This is a genomic window from Paenibacillus tyrphae, from assembly GCF_000722545.1.
Lineage (GTDB): Bacteria > Bacillota > Bacilli > Paenibacillales > NBRC-103111 > Paenibacillus_G > Paenibacillus_G tyrfis.
On sequence record NZ_JNVM01000059.1, the window covers coordinates 25,382 to 47,005 of the forward strand.

The window sequence follows — 21,624 nt, forward strand, 5'->3', positions numbered from 1 at the left end:
CACATTTCTTCTTTAAAAAGCAAAAGTATCCGTTTTAAATTGATTCGTCACTTGCAAAGGCTCATGCTCCAATAATTTGATATCACTTATTTTTGCTTGTGGTGCTTCCATTTGTTCTAAAATTTCTAGATAATGTTCACCTAGTCGTTGGATCGTTTTATCTTTAAATAATTTTGTAGAATATTCAAACTCCAAAATCCAATTATGATTTTGCTCGAGAATAAGAAGGCTTAAGTCATATTTTGTTGTATTTCGTTCAATTTCATAGGTTTTAAATGTAATTTCTTCAAATTCCATCACCAATGGTTCCATATTTTGCATAACAAACATGGTGTCAAATATGGGGTGTCTGCTTAAATCAGATGGCATAGCCAGCTTATTAACCAATTGTTCAAAAGGGAAATTTTGATACATAAATGCTTGTAAAGAGTGGTCTTTCACTCGTAACAGTAAGTCCAGAATGCTATCTTCAGGTGAGAAATGATTTCTCAATGCCAGTAGATTTATAAAGGTGCCTACAATGTTTTCAGTTTCGGGGTTCGTCCTTCCGGCAATGGGCACGCCGACCACAATATCTTCTTGTTTTGTATATTTATGAAGCAAAAGAATGTATGCAGTTAGAAAAATCATAAAGCTTGTGCAGCCCAACTGCCCCGCAAGATTACTCAGCCTATCCTTTAATTCATTATTTAGAACAAATTTTACTACCCGCCCATCATAGGTTACATTGGAAGGTCTCGGATAATCCGTTTGTAGCATTAACTTTGGTACAGGACTGCGAAATACTTCTAGCCAATATTGCTCTTGCTCAAGATTGGAGCCTGTTACATGATGGAGCCATTCAACATAATCTTTGTACTGAACTTTTAAGTCTGGAAGCTTGTTCCCTCCATATAAACTTATAAGGTCCTTGACTATGATTGTCATCGATACACCATCAGAAATAATATGATGCATATCAAATAACAAGTAGTGTTTATCATGAGTAAGTATTAATTTTATTCTAAATAAAGGTGCAACCGTCAGATCAAAAGGACGAACAAACTCCTTGATCGATTTGTCTACATCGATATTTACAGTTTCGACTACTTCGATATGAAATTCAACTTTCGATTCGATCTTTTGAACCGGTCGACCGTTTACATAATGAAATGATGTTCTTAAGGATTCATGTCTTAAGATAAGGGATTTAAATGCCTCTTCTAAACGTTTAATGTTAACTTCCCCATCTATCTCGGCAACGTATGGAATGTTATAAAAGGTATGATTCCTATGTAATTGGTTTGATACAAACATTCCATTTTGTGTAGGTGATAAGGTATAGTAATCCCGCTCTTGTAATGGTTTTATTTCATCATAGCTAACTACTGGTTGGGAATTTGTAATGAAATCAGCCAGTTCCTTAATAGTAATATTCTTAAATACTTCAGTGAGTGGAAGTTCAATACTGAATTGTTGCTGTACCTTGAAAATTAAAGACATAATATTAAGTGAATGCCCACCACTTTCTAAAAACTTATCACTGCGACTAACCCGTTCTATGCCTAAAATTTCACACCATAAGGCTGCCAATTTGATTTCAATTTCTCCAACGGGTGCTATGTATTCTTGTTGCTCAGGTTCTGGCAATGCCTTATAGTCGAGCTTACCATTTAAATTCATAGGCAAATGATCAAGTGGGATAAAATATTGTGGAATCATGTAATCTGGTAGTTTTTGCGAAATAAACGTACGAATTTCATTAATATCATTATTTTGGGTTATACTTTTCAGATCTGTATTAAAGACTATATAAGCACACAAGTAGTTATTACTCTGGGTATTTTCCTTTACTACTACTGCTGCCTCTTTGACCAATCGATGCAGCAGTAACGTATTTTCCACTTCATTCAACTCAATCCGAAACCCTCTAATTTTAATTTGTCGGTCTGCTCTGCCTAGAAATTCGATATTTCCATCCGGTAATATTTTTCCAACATCACCTGTCTTATAAATAATGTCATGTGGATCATTACTAAACGGGTTTACAAGAAAATTCCGTTGATTTAATTCCGTATTATTGTAATATCCAAGGCTTCTGTAAGGAGTCCGGATGTATATTTCACCTTTGAATCCTATTGCGCAGAAATTCATATCTTTATCTAAAATGGCTACTTGGGCTCCATTTATTGGTTTGCCAATAGGAATATTAACCTTCTTTACATCACTCGGCTGAATAAGATAACACATTTTGGCCAACGTTGTTTCTGTCTGTCCATACAAACTGACTAACTGAATTCTTTCTCCTATCACCTCATACCACGCTGCTAAGTCTTTAGGTGTAGCCCTTTCCCCAGCGAGTAAAATATATTTTAATGCCGGAAACATCGTACTATTGATAAGCGTTGAACTTAATAATTTGAATAAACTTGGTGTACAATGGATTAGGTTTACATTAGATTCCTCTACCCAACGGATTAAATAATTAGAGTCGAGCATCTTCTCTTTACTTTCCGGTATACAAATCGTTCCACCAGCACACAGAGGTACAAAGATGTCCCTTAGTAGTGGATTATGACATGGAGATGTAAATTGACTAACCCGTACCGTGTCATCCAGAGAGAAATTTTTGATCTCCCAGTGGATAAAATGCATTAAACTGCCATTTCTCCCAATAACGGCCTTTGGGGTTCCTGAAGAACCCGAGGTAAAGAAAACATATAGGGCATCATCTTCATGATAAGTAATCTCCGGTCTCTGAAGTTCCGATGCACTTCTTTGAGTAAACAATTCGTCTATGTTGATTTTTGCTATTGTAGTGTTGTTGGTTGTTTTATCATCAACTAAAACATGCTCATACTCGGTATCGACCAGTACGTATCGTGTATCCGTTGTTGATATCATCGTTTTTAAACGTTCTATCGGATATTTCGTATCCAAGGGAACAAAAACGCCCCCTGCCTTCAAGATCCCAATAATGCTGGTAATTAGTTCAATCTTATCATCAGTTAGAATCCCCACGAAGGTTCCTTTTTCCAAACCATTCGATAAGAGCTTGTTTGCAATCATATTTGATTTGGTATCCAACTCACCATAGCTTACTGTCGTATTTACATATTCTAAAGCTATTTTATTTTTATTGCTGCTCATACTTTTTAACAAATGATATTGAATTGTATTAGAATCCGGAGGCATTATTAGTCCGTTAGTATCCATGAATTGATTATTAAAATTCGACAACAGCGATTGATACTCTTTTTCCGATAAGAAACTAATGTTAGTTAATTCTTTTTCAGGATCGTTTGCCATCTCCTCAAGAATATTGAAAAAATGACAAGCAAGGTTCTCAATGGTCTGTTGATTCATTGTTTGCATGTTATACTGAATGATTAATTCGATTCGATTGTTAAAAAATAAAACTTGAAGGGACAGATCGAAATTAGTCATTTCAAATATGTCAAAAGACTGAACCCGTAAAAGTTCCCCATTTTTTATAAAGTCCTCGTCGATAGGATAATTTTCTACAACCATAATAGAATCAAAAAGACCAGCTTCTTTAGGAAGGCTGCTGTATGAAATTATATCAGAAAGTGGAGTACCCTCATGCTCTACCCTACTACGTAAATCTGAGTTAATCTTCTTCAATAATTGATAAACTTTTTGATTAGCTTCGCTTTTTACCCTTAGTGGTAATGTATTAATCATCAACCCAACGATTTCTTCAATTCCTGTGATATCTGGAGTTCTTCCAGAGACAGCAGTTCCAAAAATGACATCATCTGAATCATTATATTTTTGCAGTAGTAGCCCCCAAGCTGTATAAACAAGTGTCGAAAAGGTAAGCTCATATGTTTGTCTTAACTTGTTCATCTTCTCAACTAAACTTGTATTAAATGTATAACTTAAATTGCTAATTTGCCTGCCTTCATTCTTTGGTTTAGCATAATCGACCGGCAGTGAGGATTTCATATCAAAATCTGATAAATAGGATTTCCAGTAATCGGCTTGATATTCTTTATTTTTACCATGTATCCATTTCACAAAATCCTTAAACTTCCTCTTCTCAGACACTTGAATCTGCGTATTGTTATATAGTGCAAAATAATTTAGCATAAACTCCTTTAATAAAATGCCGTTACTCCAGCCATCGTAAATAATATGATGATTGCTTATGATCATTTCGTTTTCATTATCCGCTAGTTTTACCAACATGATTCTAAATGGTTCTGTGCTCAGATCAATTTTTTTCGCTTTATCTCCTTTCTTGATACTCTCTAATTGAGTTAATTTCTCTGTGCTGTCTAATTGGCTTAGATCTTTGTGATCAATAGATATGCTCTTATGTTTCAAAATAATTTGAACAGGATGTGAAATCTTATTCCATCTAAACACAGTTCTGAGCATCTCGTTCTGTCCGATAACGATAGCCCATGCTTTCTCGAAAATATCCGTTTTGATTACTCCTACTAATCGTAAACTAAGCTGTTCGAAATATTGGTCGCTTTCGGGTTCATGTAAATAATGAAAGAGCATTCCCTCTTGGAGTGGTGTCAAATGTAATATATCTTCTACTTCATTTTTATTAATTTTTTCATTGGTATTCATAAGAAATTTATCCTCCCCTGTATAGTGATCTATTTAAAATCTTTATTATGCTTTCAAAATGTTCATGAATGAAAAAATGTCCACCATCAAATTCAAAAAAATAACACTCTTGTTTGGTATATTTAGACCAATCAAGAATGTTATCAGCTGTTCTTTCATCTGTGTTTCCATATAAAATAGCAATCGGGCAATCTAGAATATCTTTTTTCTTTTCAAATAAGTAAGTTTCTAACAAACGAAAATCATTCCTTAACGTTGGTAGATAATACTTTTCAAACACATTATCGTCAAGTATTTCCCTTGGTGTGTTTCCCAACTTGAAAATTTCTTCTTTGAATTCCTCATCAGGTAACAAATGTAACAGTCTCTCTCTACGTTTTTTTCCTGGCGGACCTTTTCCCGAAATATATACAATTTCAGGTTTGTAAAACCCTTGTGAAAGTAAATGATGAGTAAGTTCATAAACAATAGTCCCGCCCATACTATGACCAAAGAGTGCATAGTAATCCCCATAATGTACATTCTGTTTAATGTAACTCTCAAGTTCAGTGATTATTTCGCTGAAGCTGGTATAATGGGGTTCATGATAGCGTAAGCCATGTCCAGAAAGCTCATAGGGAACCAGTTGTATCTCATCATTTAGCTTATTCACCCACTTATTATAAATGAATGCCGATGCTCCAGCATACGGTAGACAAAACAGTTTGATTTTCTTTTTCATTATTCTCCTCACGATTATGTCAGATCTTTCTTGTCTACTATGAAAGCAAAAAATCAAGTTCATCTTGACTTAACGATATAGTTTCGAAGTCAGCTGGCGTAACTTCCGAACCCTCTTTGTTACAGCAATGAGCAATAACTTGTCTCAATTGATGCATAAAGCTATTCATAAAGTCCTGTAGTTTCTCTTGATGAATACGTGTGGAAGAATAAGAAACGGTAATCCGCATATTCTGATGAACTTTGAGTATCATAATGTCAAAAAGAGATGTTGGATGATTATCAAGACTTTGTTCAGATCCAGACTCCATTTCAGAAATAGTAAAGTATGGTGATCCACTACCACTATCAAATTCACCCAAATAATTAAAACGGATTAATTTTTCGTTTCTTTTCATTATTCTTCCATTTAAATAAGTAACTATACCATACCCGATTCCCTTTTTGGGAATCTTCCTTAATTGTTCTTTTATTGATTTTATCCCAGCAGAAATAGATGAATCTTCAATCATTAGGGTAATTGGATATAACGTAGTAAACCAACCAACAGTTCTTAAGATATCAATATCATCAAGAATCTGCTCCCGTCCATGGCCTTCCAGTTCTACTGTCACTTCGCTAACTTTGGTAAATTCATATAGTGATTTTGAGAGAGCTGCTACAAGTAAGTCCATGGTTTGGGTTGTATAAGCCATATTTGCTTTAGTAAGTAGCTGCTGAGTTTCTTCAGTGCTTAATTCAAAATGCATAGACTTCATATTATAATTATCAACTATTGCTGCTTCCACATCATTAACAAAATAATTTTGCACCATTGGTTCTGTAACTTTTCTATGATCCCAATAGGCCAAGTCATCGTCAAATGAAGCAGTTTTAGAATAATGTTGCAAAGCTTCACTCCATGCTTTAAATGAATCTGTCTTGGAAGGAAGTTTCAATGCCCCCATTGACCGGTCTAATTGCATTAGTAAATCTTTTAGATCATCTAAAATAATACGCCAAGAAACTGCATCAACTACAAGATGATGAGCTGTTAATAAAAGCTTTTTTCTTTGATTCCCCAGGTTAAATAAGCCTGCTTTAAACAATAATGAGTTTTTGATATTCATTGTGGATTTGCTTAGAAAGCCAATATCATTGATTCTCATTACTTGTTCCGCATCAGAATATGGACTTAAATCATATACTTCTATTTTAAAATCCATGTCATTATTATTTGCATAGTATAACATATGGTTTTCAACTTCATATCGCAATCGTAAGGAATCATGATGAGCAATGATCTTAGCCAGTGCAGTATTGAGATTTTCGGTAGGAATATCATAATGTAGATCTAATAATACTGATTGATTCCAATGGTTGGGATTGGAAAACTGTTGCATAAAAAACCATTCTATTATTGGTGTAGGTATTACTGAGCCTTGAGCTTGAGCTTGCCGTGCATGCTTCTCGTCTTTTGTTGAAATTACATAAGATAATTCTTTGAATATAGGATAATTCAAGATATCCTTAACTTTCAGCCTAAAATCATTATTGTTAAGCTTAGAAACAATTTGAATTGCTTTAATTGAGTCACCTCCCAAATGATAAAAGTTATCCTCTAGCGTTATTCCATCGTTAGTAAATATTTCTTTCACAACTTGTAGGAGTATTTCCTCCACAACTTCATTACCATTTTGAACTCCACTACCGGAAACGCTTAAAGTTGGATCAGGTAATGCTTTCCGATCTACTTTTCCATTTACGGATAAAGGAATTTTATCAATCTGCTTAAAATAAACCGGAATCATGTAACTAGGCATTCTTTCAGTTAATACCGCTTTTATATTTAGAATTGAAACATCATCTTTCATCACCAAGTATGCCGAAAGATATTTCTCCCCACTCATACCCAATTGATCAATAACAACAGCATCAATTACACCTTGAATTTGTAAAAGTTGATTTTCGATCTCATTCAATTCAATTCGATATCCTTTAATTTTAACCTGTGTGTCAGTTCTCCCGATATATTCCAAGTTATAATCATCCAAATATACAGCAAGATCACCTGTTTTATACATTTTATTACCTTTAATAAATGGATTATCTATAAAATGATTGCTAGTCAATTCCGGCTTATTTAAATAGCCTATAGCTACCCCATCTCCAGAAATATATATTTCCCCTTGAACCCCAACAGGCACAGGCATTAAGTTTTTATCCAAAACATAAATTTGTACATTGTGAATAGGTTTGCCAATAGGAACAGATGCACGTACATCCTTCTTAGGATGAAACTTATAAATCATACAGCCTACTACAGTTTCTGTTGGACCGTACTCGTTATAAATTTCAATATCGCCATGAAAGCTTTGATAAACTTCAAACGCTAAATTGGATTTTAAATCTTCCCCACCCACAATGAATCTCTTCACTGAGGATTGGCTGTTGTCCATGTTTTTTATAAGAGAAAGATGAGCTGGTGTAAGTTTAATTACTGTTACTTCATTCTCCCGGAGTACTTGGTGAAGAACAAATTCATCTTCATTCTCTTTATAAATCTTAATTTCGTTTCCAGTTATCAAGGGGGCGAAAATGGAAGTAACTGTTAAATCAAATGAGATTGATGAATATAGTGCAAACACATCGTTAGTATTCTTTAGATAGATGTCTTTTGCCCACCAAATATAATTAACAAGACCCTGCTGGTGAATAATTGTTCCTTTAGGATTACCCGTAGAACCCGACGTATAAATTATGTAAACGGGATCATTCCGGGATACATCTACAGCTAAGTTAGTATTATTACCAGAATAAATAAGTGGACTATTTAAATGAATGAACTCGCCATCAAATTGTAAACCTTCCATTAGATCAAAGTTAGTTAAAATAAATTTAGTATTACTATCCTTGATAATATAATTAATACGATGGACAGGATAATCCGGATCAATTGGAACATAAACTGCCCCTACTTTCAATACGGCCAGAATACTAAGAATCATTTCTAGAGAGTGTTCCACCATGATACCCACAAAATCGTTACTCTTTAAGCCCCTATTAACTAGCATTCTTGCGAGTTGATTTGACCTCTTATTAAGTTCATCATAACTAAGTTTATCATCCTTGAAGCTTACTGCAATTGCATCGGGTGTCTTCTCAACTTGTGCTTCGATTAATTCCACTATCGTTTGATCCTTAGGATATTCAGTTACCGTATTATTATTTTTAAACACCAATTTATCAATTTCATTGTCCGAAACTAATTGTATTTCATCTAAATAACTAGTTTGATGATTCAGTAAATTATTTATTAGATTCACAAGTTGCTGAAATAAGCGTTCAATTTCAACTTCTGTATAATCATCAATCTTGTAATCAAACTGAAGCTCTAATTCACCCGATGAAGACCAGTCTTTAACAACAATTTGTAAAGAGTAAGTTTGGTATCCATTATAAAACTCCTCATTTTCAATTACCAAGCCATCTAATTCCGTCACGAGTCTTGTATTATAATAATTCAAAACAATTTGAAACAAATTTCTCTTTCCCATTTCGTACAAATCAATATCACCAATAATAAAATTATAAGGATATTTTTGATGGAAAAGGTACTTTCTAATCTCAGAATTAACTTCTTGAATGAAATCCAATAAACAGGATTTTTCGTCAATATTCATACGAAATGGCATAGTACTTGTGAACATTCCAGCTATTTTCTTCTGTTTATTGGTAGAACGGTTTAAAACAGGATTTCCAATAATAATATCATTTTGCTGCATTGATTTATGCAAATAAATCATGATGAAACAAACAAATAAAGTATTTAAAGATATGTTATTCTTTTCAGCAAAGTCTCTGATCAAGTCAGTCTGGGATTTATGCAGCATAAAAGTCTTTCTTGCACCTTGGAGACTATCAGAACTTTTTTGCAAAAACATTTCAGGTAGATTACTAAAACGTTCTTTCCAAAAAGCTTTATCCTTTTCGAATCGAGGAGATTTTAAATACTCTTGTTCTTGTTGCAAATAATCAATATAAGAGTATCCTGCATCAACTTCACCCTCTGTCCCTAATTTCAATTGCATGTAAGTTGAAGTTATCTGTTGGGTCATAAGTTGAATCGTCCAACCATCGGAAGTGATATGATGTAATTTCACAAAGAATCCATTTTCATTTTCATTTATTTTTATTAGCATAAATTCGAATAATGCAGTCTTCAGCAATTTAAATGCTTTTCGAAATTGTGACTGTAACCAAGAGTAAGCTGCCTCACTAGGATTTTCATAAGCAGTAAAATCATAAAACGGTATTTTGAAGGGAAGATATTCTTTTACGTACTGCCTTATCTCCCCATCACTTTCATACAACTCTAACCTAATACCTTCGTTTTGTCGGATGAATTTTTGAATAGCCTCTTGTAGAAGCTCGAAATTAATCTCACCTTTTATCTTGACGAAACCACCTATATTATTAATTGAGGTATCCGGATAAACCTTTTCAACATACCATATTCTTTTTTGTGGCTCTGATAGTGAATAATTAGCGTCCTTATAAAAGTCCATTACTCTCATACCTTCCGTATTATTGTATATTCAAAGAATTGTTCATAAACAAAAATCCACATCATTCTACAGTGGGTAGAAGATATGGATACCATAGTTAAATTATTGGTTTTTTTGCATTGCTCTTCAAAAAGACATAGCTTCGCCATGTCATCCAGACATCGTCTGCATTCTTTACAATTAATTTCCATTACCCCTCGATTTAATTAACGTGCCGAAACATCGATTAATAAATTCTCGGTTCTTTTTATAATTTCAAGAAGACTTATTTCTCCGAATCTTCTTCCAATCGACAGAAAGAGGGGACAAAACCAACATCAAACGTCTTCTTTATTTCCATAAATTCAAATACAATTCTCACTCGATTTTTATGTTTATCTACCTTTTTAATATTATCCTCAAGTCCTTTTAATGGGCCTGAATTTACTACATACATATTATTATTCAAAAAACTTATTTGAGAATACTCAATGATCCCTTCCTCGTTAACAATATTGAGTAGTTTATTCATTTCTTTGTCATCAATTCTTTTAAAATAATCTGTCTCATCATTAATAGCAATTTGCTCACTGTTAGAAGAGAGGGATGCAAATTTATCTTTAGGGTTTAAATAGTCTAATAATCTGATAATATTTTGTATTTCCTTGATCTTGTAGTAGATTTCAAAATTCATTAACGTCTCAACAAATACATACCCAGGGAATAAAAGCTTGACTTTATCATAATAAACCCCTCCTTTTTTCTCAGGGACTTTCCTTTTTGGTATAATGCACATGATACTCTTGCTATTGAATCGTTTATTTATTTCGGTCTTTACTATTTCTTCCTTTCCGGTTTGTACAAATAATGCGTACCAATTCACAAATATCATCCTCGTATACTAAGTCCTAAGCCCGCAGTACTATACATGAAACGGCAAGTGTAATATATGATTTACTAATGTCAATTTTATCTCTACTACCATCAACAAGCAATAAATTCTGTAAATCTAGATAATATATGCAAGATCGGCACTTTTTAATGTTAGATTGTAACCTTAAATAAAACTCTGAAACTCATCGATAAGTTCCTAGAAATCAATTAACTCTACATCCAGTGGAAGTAATTCTTTTCCGCCCTATACACAAATTGAACATTTATATTTAGCATCAATTTAGAATTGTTTAAAACTTTAAGTATTAGATGTAATAACTTCGTGCTTGCTATTGTTCTTAGAAATATAAAAATTAGATAATTGATATGAAAATCCGTATCCAATGGTCTTAGTAAAGCTTTCCTTTAACATCCACAGATCGTAAAAATAATCATTAGGTTGATTCATGATGTCACAATATTCTTTTTCGTAAAAAGCAACTTCCAAGCGTTCTATAATCGATTTCTCTAGCTATTCAATATCTACTCCCACTGGCACGGAGGATACCGCTTAAACAATCAGATTCCAGAGTGAGAAGTGTTAATTTGTAAATGTAACATATTAGTTAGATACGGTTTTTTAAATGCATTGCTGGTTATGGAAAGTTGAGAATTACTCATTTGTCCATATCTACAAATCATTGTTCTATATAAATTGAACTATTGATGGCAACTAAAATCTAATGCAAAGCCGATCAATAATAGTCATTGGATTTATTATGATGTGTTCCATGAAGATATGGACGATTTGACGAATCTCCGCCACCGTACGGTAAAAGAAATTGTTATTGACATCGGCTTCAGCCATTTCCTAAGCCCTTCGACGAGATTGAGTTCAGGGCTGTAGGGCGGCAGAAAAAACTAGTTTAAGTCTTCCTTTCATTTCGTTCAGAAACCGCTTCAGTAATTTTGCATGATGAAATACGGAAATTATCCAGTATCAAAGCGATTTTTCCTGTAGGATAAACATCGACAACTTTCCGTAGAAAGGCGAGGAAGGTTTCAGTTGTGTACTTCTCATCTTCCTGCCTACGATATGACCCGTCACATAGTCTAGCGTTGCGAGCAGTTTCACGCCTCTATGCTTGCCTGTAGTCTTAATGATTCGCTGCTTTCCTTTTGCCAACCACGTGTATTGAAGGGCTTTTTAATCTCGAATCATGCTTTCATCTTCAAACAAACTGTGATCAATTTCGCCGTCTTCGTAATTTTTTTACTCTGGAAATGTGGTTTCGACAAACTCTTTTTACTTTTCTTTTTCAACCGCCGCCAGCGTATAGGTCGGCTTGGTATAGCTAAGCCCCAGCCGATACATCATCTTAGAAACGCCATGAATAGATTAATCTCGTCCAAACTCGCGATAGGTGTACAATGCGATGATCTCCAGTGTCCAGTTAAACTTAGTGGGGAAGCCGACTTCACTGAGGTAATGAGTCGATAATCGTTTGCTTCAATTGAGATTGTTGTTCCTTCGTTAAACGTTCGCTCCGGTCGAAAACTTCATGATTAAACCATCAAGTCCGTGTTTTCAATAGGTGCGAGCATATTCTTTGACGGTATATTCTGATTTCTGATCTTCCAATTGAGGTTGCAATTTGGCTGTAGTCTTGACCGAGTAAGTAAAGTCGAATGGTTTGATACCGCTCAATCATTTGACGACTTTTTTCGTGCTTTAGACGCTGTTCTACTTCCTGTAATGCTTCCCTGTTGGATTCCATGATACTTTTCACCGCCCGAATAGTGATTCTTATTCTTACTTATTCGACGTCAAAGATCTTGAAATCGCTTCCAGAAACAACGGGAGTCTTTAGTTCAACTTATATAGATAAGATATCAGCGAATACGGATCTCTATTAATCTTCGATCATCTTGAATTAGGTGATTCTTTCTTTTTTAGCATTGATTTTTTTAAGTAATTTGACATATTGAGAGTGTGTGACTTCTTCTGGTAATTTCATAGCACATAACGCCCGCTTATTTTGCATATTGCTTCACTTCGCCATTTGAGATTTCTCTATACTTTAGCTTTTCATTTATTGTAGTCGTAATCTTACGTAAACTTGAGAAGTTTTCATATATTAGTTCTCCATCATCGTAAGTAATATCAAAAGCCTCTTCCAATTCGACTAATAAAATAATTGTCTTTAATGAATTTAGACCTAACGCGAAAAGAGATTGTTCAAAATCCAGTTGAACTCCATCTAATTCTAACAACCTAACGACCAGATCAGCTATTTTATTTGCGTTCTTACAGTGTATTATGTTAAATCCCCTCAAATTTTATTATTTTTGCCCGCATCTCTGTGGGTGTAACGTTATAGTACTTCTTGAATAAATTCGCAAACTGAGAACTTGATACGTAACCTAAATTTTTTGCTATAACATTAATGTTAGAAGAGGTTTGTAAAACCAGTTCTTTAGCTTTTTTCATCTTTAGATCCAAACAATATTTCATAGGCGAAATTTTGAACACCCTTGAGTAAGTGTTACTCAAATAAATTGGATTACATTGAATAATCTCTGATAACTGTTGCAAGGTAAGAGGCTTTTCATAGTTACTCCTTATATACCGATTAATAATAAGTAATCTTGAATCAATATTTCCAGCAAGAGTTTCTTGATGAGCTTTTTTACCACTTGCACTGCTTTCTTCTTTGCATAGTTTTCTATAATACTTAGGAAAATTCACCTCTAGCTTTGATACAATATCATTCATAATCGACTGTGGACGAAATAATTCTGATATAAGTTCTGAAATATAACTATCATCCAGACTCTCTCTTATAATAAGAGATCGCTTTATACTGTTTTCCATTCTGATAATAAAACCTCGAACATATACAATACTAGCCGAATAGTTGTACAGACTGAATTTCTTACCAATTAAAACATAGTTGTTAATTAATCTATGACGAAACTTTAGACACTTCACCTCAACAGGGTTCATTGTTTCTAGATAGATACAACTTTGATCATCACAATTCCATGATATATCTTCATAAGGCATTATCAACTCTTGTTGCTTAATTACAGTAATTTTGCCTCCCACCGAATCACACCAATCGAAATTTTTATAAGAAGTCTTTTTATTTTGAAACTAATTTATAAGAGTCGTACAAAATTGAGACAATATCGAAAATGACAATTTTTTTGCACCAAAGGATGCTTTATGCCTCAACATCCAATCGCTTGCTTTCAACACACTAATAGGGAATACACACTTAATTCGACATTTTTCCACAGTCATAATTGCCCTTCCACATTTTGGACTTTAATCTCTCTTATTATACTGTAAATATATGTCGCATAAATAATAAATTTAATTTATAAATGAACTACTTTTATCAAAAGTATTTTAATCAAAAAAATAAATAAGTTATCCAAATCTTTGGTAGAATGGTATTTATGAAAACAACATTTCCCAAAAAGAGAGGAGCGCCTTTAATGTAAAATCTACCACACTATCATAAAAAATCCCTAAAAAACATCTTCGCAATTCAAATTGGATCGCTCTTTCTATAAGATCGTCTACGACAAGGTTTTAACCCTATAAAGTCCCAGCTTCACACTTAAAAAAATTGCTAGGATTCAACGTTCAGTTCATACAGGTACATATCTGCAACAGAATTATTCTTTCATTTTTATCGAGGAAGGAATGCTAAAAGCAAAATGAGCTTAGTGAAGAGATTGCCAATTGAAACACCCATTATCACGTCTTATCCAAAACACGCTCAGTTCTTAGCAGGATTAACAATGAATAAAGAAATTGAAGCTTGGTTATATAGTAATTATATTCAGTTATATGCTCATTCAGATCTAAGTGGTGAGAATATAAACGATTTTGTAGGTGGTTGGCTTGATTTCTATACCTCTCATCAAGCATACTTCATCACCCCATTAATAAGAACACAAAGATTATTAAGAGAGACTGTTGGTTTTAATAGGCATGATTGTTTAGAATTTATTTGTTCAATGATAGATAGGGGCTTTTATGTATGGCTTTTTGTAGATAAGTTCTATATCTCAAAAGCTTGGGCTTTTCAAAAGCAAACTCACCTCCACTCTATTCTATTATTCGGTTATGATAAATCCGAAGGGATTTTTAACGCGGCAGGTTTTTTTGATTCAGAGGGTTTTAAGACTATTAAAGTTCTTAACTCTGAATTAATACAAGCCCTATTTAGTCCCAAATTAATAGAAAGTTTTTCTGTTTTCGATTATATGGAGTATATCTTCATGTATCAATTTAATCCTAAAGGCAAATTTTATTTTGATATTAATTGTGTCAAAGACATTATTGGGGATTATTACCTTTCACGAAATACCTCCGAAAAATTTTATATGAACCGCAACATTCTTAATGGTTCTTATGGTTTAAATATCTATACAGCCCTTAAGGAATTTGTTGAATACCGGGCTCTCATTAAAAATATTGATATTAGACCATTTCATGTATTGTATGATCATAAGAAAATCATGGTAAGTAGGATAAATTACATGGAACAGAATGAATACATTAAAGATTCACTTAAATTATATGAAATGTATTCACTAATTGAAAGAAAGGCACTAACTCTTCGCAATTTGGTAATAAAACACAATTTATCCAAAGAAACAGATTATACCAAAAAAATCTTTTTGTTAATAGATGATCTAGCTGCATTTGAGTTAAGTACACTTGATTTTATGTTGTCAAAGCTTTAATATTTCATTACTAAACTTGAGTCTGTGAACTTTAATAGAAATTACAGTAGTATTCTTACATTTATTGGTGTGATTGAATATAGTACAGTGATATCGCAATATGAAAATCACTTTCGAACGAAGATATGGTTTGAGGGGCGAGTATTTGAGGCTAGGCCCTTCATGCTAACAAGATCAAGGTCTTAAACTTAAAATTCCAAATAATATGTGTTATAGAACATCTTTAAAATAAGAGCCATTATACAAAATCCTTCATTGACTTGTGTTATGGCTCTGGATATCACTTCCTGTTCACGAGCTATACCAAACAATGAAATGTTTCAGAGTATTCTCTCTTTATGCTATTTCATCACCCACTACATGTTATAAGAATTCTTTACTTAATAAGTTAGTTGCCTTTGTTTTGTTATTCTCAAAAGGGCTTACCATCTTGACATCATCAAATCCTTTTTCCTGAAACCCACCTAATTCACATACAGCGAGCTTATTATACTTTTGCTCCGCTCGCTCTAACTTTGCGTCGCGGCGGAGGCTTCGGCAACGCATGCAAAAGAGACTACTTCTAAAGTAGCCTCCAAGCCCGCCTTAATCATGATAATTCATTTTAATGAGTTCTCCCTTATCGATAGTATGATCATACGTATAGAGGTGATCTTGATTATTTTGGCATCTTCCGAAATGTCTTTTGGTCTTCGAGTCTGGGAACTTATCGATATATACTTTTCCCCTGCAAATTGGACAAATTGCATATTTCTTTATTGTATAAACTTCTCCATCAATCTCTCCTAAAACTACCGAACTTTCCTTAGCAACCATTCCTTTATCACGTAAACTTCTAGTTCTCAAAGGAACTATAGCTATAATAGGCCACTCCTACTGTTAACATAAAGAATAGCGCCATCACTGGTGAACTCGTAAAGTATTGTTGTATGGTAATGATGCCCCATACAACAGAAATCACTACTGAGATTTCAAACTTTGGACCACTGTCAATAGATTGGACATATAGAATCGAGAGAATTACGCAGCAGGCAGGTACATGCGTTCGTATTGATTGGGTGTAAAATACCCGATGGAGGAATGGATTCGTTTTCCATTATAGAAGCAAGCAATATATTCAAAAATCCGCTCTCTGGCTTCTTTGCGGGTCTTGAACTTCTCTAAATATACGAGCTCTTTCTTCAGAACGCTGTGGAACGATTCGATACAAGGGTGAGTAGCCCGAGGGAATCACACCCTCAGGCTCTCTCAGAACCGGACTTGAACTGAAGTCCTTATCATCCAAAGGCTTAGAGCAATATGGACACTAGGTAAAATCATCTTTAATCGCTTTTCCACACCCATCACATTTCATTATCATCATTAAGCCCTCCATTAATTTCTACAATATTCCTGGTACTAATAAGCAATACGCTATTAGAACTTTCAGGGTTTCTATACCTTTCATGTCGTTGTAGCATCCATTGAAAGTTAAGGGGTCTATTGACAACCATTGTCTCTGCGGCTGGAAAAGCGACTCTTGTCCCATACAAGTCCCTTTAATTCGCCTATCCAATGGACACCTGAGAGACAAGAAAGCCGTTTTGTCCTCGGGAGGTGATCAAAAAGAGCGAAATATTGAAAGTATACGAACAGTTTGTGTCCGAAGAAAATCAACTACGTAAATGCATCGAAACATTTGATATTATGCAATCCCACATTCTGCAAACCGTACAAGCATGGTCCAGAACTGGACTCGTTGACTGTTGAGGATGTTTTTGATGTCAATACACCGCATACAACAGGACCTACAAACAGAGCTTATCTATGCCTGTTTGGAGCCCCTATCCCGCCACATGGGCGATGGAAGGTAGGAGCGCTCCAGCAGTTTCTTAGGCTGCTAAAAGAGCAGGTTGTTGTTGTTTGCCATTTAATTGGCTTTAGCGTTGATGAAGTGGTCGCATCCCCACTACTCGCTACTCATGCTCGAACTATCCCCGTCGAATCCTAAACGGCCCCGAGTTTAAAGAATGGTTTTGCTAATTAAAGCAAATGTTTGCCGCGAGTTTATTAAAGCATATGCTTGCCGCGGCGGCAACGCTTTGATTTAACTCTCAGGGACACCTCATTTTAAGCGGGTTTATCTTATGGAGACGAGGGGAGTCGAACTGTTGTCCTCGATATTTTATCTTGTCCCCTAACATTTTAACAAATTTCAAAAAACTTATCCTGTAAGGTTTCGCGGCTTTTTATTTGTTAATTTGTGTTAGTTCAATTTATAGTTGAATACCCTGCTTTAAAGCTTTAGTCTACAGCATGTCTACTAAAAACAGACAGGAGATTTAGGAAAATATGGTGACTGTTAACAAAGTTTATGTTGTATTAGACACTTTTAAGTCGCATGACACTTAATAATACTATTAATTAAATCGAACAGTGGTTTGAAGCCTATAAACGTTTCTTCATCTAAGTCCTCTCTCTCCTCAATACTACGTGCAAACATAGTCTTACACGAGGATTCACTTATTACTTCAAAGTAAAACAAATCATTTAGAGTATCATAGTCTTCTTCATTAATGTACTTTTTGTTATTTACTACATACTCGAGAGTATTAATTCTACCTATACTCATCTTTCTTAAAATTTTATATTCTTCAAGTAATTCTCTGCTGTATAAAAACTCGATTTCTCCATTTTCATACTCTTCAAACTTTTTATTAATATGCGGTAATAAGAGAATATAATATTGTCTATTTTTATCATGGTCATTATGATACATTCTTAAATAGACCCCATCGATTTCTTGCATTGATTTTTTAAATTCTTTCGCTACTTTTATTCCTTTTTCATCGTGGTCAAGAATACATATTATTATTTTATCACGAAGCATATCTACAGGGTATGATATTAAGAACTGTTTGAAATTATTAGCTCCGTTTATCGGATACATATCAAATGGAAGATCCGTTTTCAATAATTTTTTCCAAGCCGTTTCAATATGAATTCTATCGGTTTCTCCTTCTGTCAACACGATAAAATCTTTCTTGCTCTCTGTGACTTCTTTGAACTTTGTTTTAAGCTCTTCTTCTTTAGACTCATCAAATACAGTAGCATTGTAGTTCATTAAATAATTAAAGTTGTGTACAGATTGAATAGACTTAGTGTATTGCTTTACACAAAATTCAATGAATATATTTACAAAATCCTCATAAATGTCACCGCAATTAAATTCAACTATTCTTGTATCATTAAAGTTCTTAAAAAACTTCATCCAATAACAACTTCCCCAACATTTATTCGCTTTTCCATATTCCATATCAATCAATCCAATTCCATAAATCCCACTATTTGTACAGTATTTACTTTGATGCCGACTTCCCGTATAACTACCTTCATTAAATTGCCAACAACTGTGTTTTCGTCTTAATCTCATTTCTCTACCAGTAGTATTACATGATCTGGACATATCGCATTTATTGGGTTCTAAAGCGTCACAGGGTAGACAACCTGTACAAAAATAATAATAACCGAACTTATTTATACACTCTCTCAAAAAGACATTTAGCTTTCTAGCTTTAAAATATTCATTTACCACAAGATTACCCAAATTATCTTCCTTATGATCATCTCCTGAATCTTTTGCTAAATACTCAGTATATGACGTAACTAGTAAATTCCTAAGATTAAGACTCCCAGAAAAGCCAAACATATTAGAGCCTACTCTTCTCCAAAATGCCTCTTGAGTCCTACCATGTGAAATACTAAAGTTTCTATTTAAATTCTCTTGAGCTTTAAGAATCATTGTATTTAACTTATCTTGAATCCTATTTTTGTTTAAAATAAAACATTGTGTAAGCTGTTGTGACAATTCTTCTCTGTCTATGTTGTCAGATGCTACACCGTAGTTATCATTCTTAAGAATTGAAACAAGGATATTTTTGAAATATTTTATATTATTTCCTTGAGCAACTCTTCTATTTTCACTATCTTCAATTTCGTATGTACCCATGAAGTAAGAAATATTATTAAAAATACATTCTTTTCTATATCCAGCAACATCTGCGCTATAATAGTCTTTAAGAATATCGTAAAAATCATCTTTTATTTTATTTGAGTTATTTTTAATAAAGTTCCTTTTTACACTTTTTAACTCCTCATTATCTAGCAGGCATAATTTTCTTCTGACTTGACTTTTTGCGTAAAGGTCATATTTTGTATAAACAATTTGCGGAATGATACTCCGTTTCGCTTCGATTAAAGCTTTAAAGCGTTCGTTCGTACTAGGGGCTTTTCCAACCATTGGGGTTATAAAAATAACGGAATCTATGTCTCGGAATTCATCATTAAGTATCCCAGCTAAACGTTCTTTAATATTTTCTACTATAATATTTCCCATTAAATCTCCAGCATGGTCTAATCCATACGTGTCCACGAGTTTTATCTTCTTTATGCCTACACTACTACAGATTTGAGCATAATCTTTATTCAATCTCAGTTCCACGGCAATACTTTTCACTATCCCTGATAATGAAATAATATCTGTACCTTCTAAAAATTCACACATGGTTGCTTTTTTTATGCAGTATGTAAGAAGCAAACTTGTGTTGTCATTCAAGTTAAATTTTAGTTGAGAAATTTCTTCTTTTGAATTATTTTCATATGTGTCCGTTTCGGATAATTTGAATAACTCGATAAACAAATTTGTTTTTCTGGTGATTTCCTCATATATATCCTCAACTTTTTTCGTAATTAGCAGGAGAAATTGCTCAAAATCTACTATGTTTTCAATATCATCCTGAGCTATTAAGTTACCCATATTTTCTGGCAATCCAAATTCAGTAAGATTAATAAACTCATCATTTATTAAATCTTTATTGCATATTTTTCTTAAAATATCATATTTTTCTGATTTCCACATACTATCTTTTTCACTTGAGACTAATTTCACATTTTGTTTTATAATATAATCATTCGTAATACCTAAATCAGCCGATCTAGGGGACAAACCATATTTCTTCATTATTTTTGAGCATTGTTTCTCAGTAAACTCTTCCTTGTTATAAAAGCTAACAGTAACCTTATTCTCATCGTTCTCTTTATAAGTAAAGTTATAAAATCCATTGCATCTTGTAGTCTGGCCTTCTCCGCTAATATTCAATAAATTCGCAGCACTTTCCTCGCAGAATGTGCGAATAAACGAAGATTTCCCGGATTCTGAATCTCCTACAACTAAGAAGCTTAAGCTATCTCTCATATTAGTTCCTCCAATGATTACACCTGATAAATCTAACTTGTATATTTCAAAATTTATTCCACATCAAAATAATCTGTATCAATCTTTTTCAATTCGTACACTGCACTAGTGGAAACACCAAGATTGTAATCGATCATTAACTCTGATAGCTGCACTCCATCTATTAATACAACTTTATTATCAATTAAAGTGACGTAATCCTTCGTTCCTTAGAGAATGTCGATGTCGTTATGAATACTCCTTTTCTTGCCTTTTGACCCTGTAGCGCTCCAACAAATTTCTGGATTTTAGGCCTTCCTACTACACCTTCCCAACGCTTCGCCTGAATGTATATAACATCTAATCCGAGGCGGTCTTCCTTGATAATTCCATCAATGCCCTCGTCTCCGCTCTGACCAACTACTTGCCCTGCATCCGAACGAGAACCGCCATATCCCATCTTGACGAGCAATTCAACTACTATTTTTTCAAAAAACTGAGGCGATCCAGCTTTTAACCTAGAAAAAATCTCACTATTCTCTACGAATGGTTTCATAGCTATATTCTAGTATCTCAGCAGGCGTCTTTGTTTCAGTTTCAGACACTGTGATATCATCAACCCCCATTGTTGAGCCTGTAGTTGACTTTGCTGAATGAAACTCAACAAATACAGGGATTTGTTTCAAATACGATTTACAAATTTCGGCTTCTGCAGATGAGCGGAATTTCAGGATCGTAGGGGAGCGCATAGGTCTCCAGAATGTCCTCCATCCGCGCGACAAATTCACTGCTGGATTTGGCCGGAATACACCATTGTTTCTTTAGATGAGGCTTAAGTTTCGTTTTTTTAACGTCGTGCGAATCGTCTCTCGACGGAATCCAGAATATTCAGTTCGATCACCCGGCGAGTCAACAGACGTATTGTCCAGCGCGCATAACCTTGAG

General features: G+C 34.1%; 10 protein-coding genes, 1 other RNA gene and 2 pseudogenes. 1 reads left to right on the forward strand and 12 read right to left on the reverse strand.

All coding sequences use genetic code 11. From position 1 onward, the window contains the following. Positions 1-12: 12 nt before the first annotated feature. The 8 genes and pseudogenes from ET33_RS34495 to ET33_RS34525 form a co-directional block, all read right to left on the reverse strand. Positions 13-4,584 (reverse strand): non-ribosomal peptide synthetase, encoded by a 4,572-nt coding sequence (locus tag ET33_RS34495; RefSeq protein WP_036693411.1) that lies wholly within the window; start codon positions 4,582-4,584, stop codon positions 13-15. 7 nt (positions 4,585-4,591) lie between these two features. Then, positions 4,592-5,305, reverse strand: a complete 714-nt coding sequence (locus ET33_RS34500; RefSeq protein ID WP_036693412.1) for a thioesterase II family protein — start codon at positions 5,303-5,305, stop codon at positions 4,592-4,594. 37 nt (positions 5,306-5,342) lie between these two features. Then, positions 5,343-9,851 carry a non-ribosomal peptide synthetase gene (locus ET33_RS34505; RefSeq protein ID WP_051776061.1) on the reverse strand — a complete coding sequence of 1,503 codons (4,509 nt, stop codon included), beginning with the start codon at positions 9,849-9,851 and terminating at the stop codon, positions 5,343-5,345. A gap of 265 nt (positions 9,852-10,116) precedes the next feature. Next, positions 10,117-10,713: an antiterminator LoaP gene (loaP, locus tag ET33_RS34510; protein WP_036693418.1), complete on the reverse strand. Its 597-nt coding sequence runs from the start codon at positions 10,711-10,713 to the stop codon at positions 10,117-10,119. 309 nt (positions 10,714-11,022) lie between these two features. After that, entirely contained in the window at positions 11,023-11,211 is a 189-nt protein-coding gene (locus tag ET33_RS40790; RefSeq protein WP_407668137.1) for a 4'-phosphopantetheinyl transferase superfamily protein, read from the reverse strand. A gap of 225 nt (positions 11,212-11,436) precedes the next feature. Beyond that, positions 11,437-12,484: pseudogene (locus tag ET33_RS39435) on the reverse strand (IS630 family transposase). A 253-nt stretch (positions 12,485-12,737) separates the two neighbouring features. Continuing rightward, positions 12,738-13,040 (reverse strand): acyl carrier protein, encoded by a 303-nt coding sequence (locus tag ET33_RS34520; RefSeq protein ID WP_036693420.1) that lies wholly within the window; start codon positions 13,038-13,040, stop codon positions 12,738-12,740. After that, positions 13,027-13,812, reverse strand: coding sequence for a helix-turn-helix transcriptional regulator (locus tag ET33_RS34525; RefSeq protein WP_152570755.1), 786 nt, complete (start codon positions 13,810-13,812; stop codon positions 13,027-13,029). The genes ET33_RS34520 and ET33_RS34525 overlap by 14 nt, the downstream gene beginning before the upstream one ends. 704 nt (positions 13,813-14,516) lie before the next feature. Between ET33_RS34525 and ET33_RS34530 the strand changes: the two genes are divergently transcribed. Beyond that, complete coding sequence (locus tag ET33_RS34530; RefSeq protein ID WP_036693426.1) at positions 14,517-15,467, forward strand: hypothetical protein; 951 nt, start codon at positions 14,517-14,519, stop codon at positions 15,465-15,467. 1,020 nt (positions 15,468-16,487) lie between these two features. On the opposite strand, the pseudogene ET33_RS38205 reads toward ET33_RS34530, so the two are convergent. The 4 genes and pseudogenes from ET33_RS38205 to ET33_RS40145 all read right to left on the reverse strand — a co-directional run. Beyond that, positions 16,488-16,676: pseudogene (locus tag ET33_RS38205) on the reverse strand (IS3 family transposase); the annotation flags it as partial. Between the two features lie 427 nt (positions 16,677-17,103). Beyond that, positions 17,104-17,465: a transfer-messenger RNA gene (gene ssrA / locus ET33_RS40850) on the reverse strand. A gap of 373 nt (positions 17,466-17,838) precedes the next feature. Next, entirely contained in the window at positions 17,839-20,700 is a 2,862-nt protein-coding gene (locus tag ET33_RS34540) for a P-loop NTPase family protein (protein ID WP_036693435.1), read from the reverse strand. Positions 20,701-20,884: 184 nt separating this feature from the next. Further along, entirely contained in the window at positions 20,885-21,235 is a 351-nt protein-coding gene (locus ET33_RS40145) for a restriction endonuclease (RefSeq protein ID WP_051776062.1), read from the reverse strand. Positions 21,236-21,624 lie beyond the last annotated feature (389 nt).

Bases quoted from the DNA above. Each gene is read 5' to 3' on its own strand.
- ET33_RS34495 (WP_036693411.1), bottom strand. From the start codon at position 4,584: ATGAATACCAATGAAAAAATTAATAAAAATGAAGTAGAAGATATATTA.
- ET33_RS34500 (WP_036693412.1), bottom strand. From the start codon at position 5,305: ATGAAAAAGAAAATCAAACTGTTTTGTCTACCGTATGCTGGAGCATCG.
- ET33_RS34505 (WP_051776061.1), bottom strand. From the start codon at position 9,851: ATGGACTTTTATAAGGACGCTAATTATTCACTATCAGAGCCACAAAAA.
- ET33_RS34530 (WP_036693426.1), top strand. From the start codon at position 14,517: ATGAATAAAGAAATTGAAGCTTGGTTATATAGTAATTATATTCAGTTA.
- ET33_RS34540 (WP_036693435.1), bottom strand. From the start codon at position 20,700: ATGAGAGATAGCTTAAGCTTCTTAGTTGTAGGAGATTCAGAATCCGGG.
- ET33_RS40145 (WP_051776062.1), bottom strand. From the start codon at position 21,235: ATGAAACCATTCGTAGAGAATAGTGAGATTTTTTCTAGGTTAAAAGCT.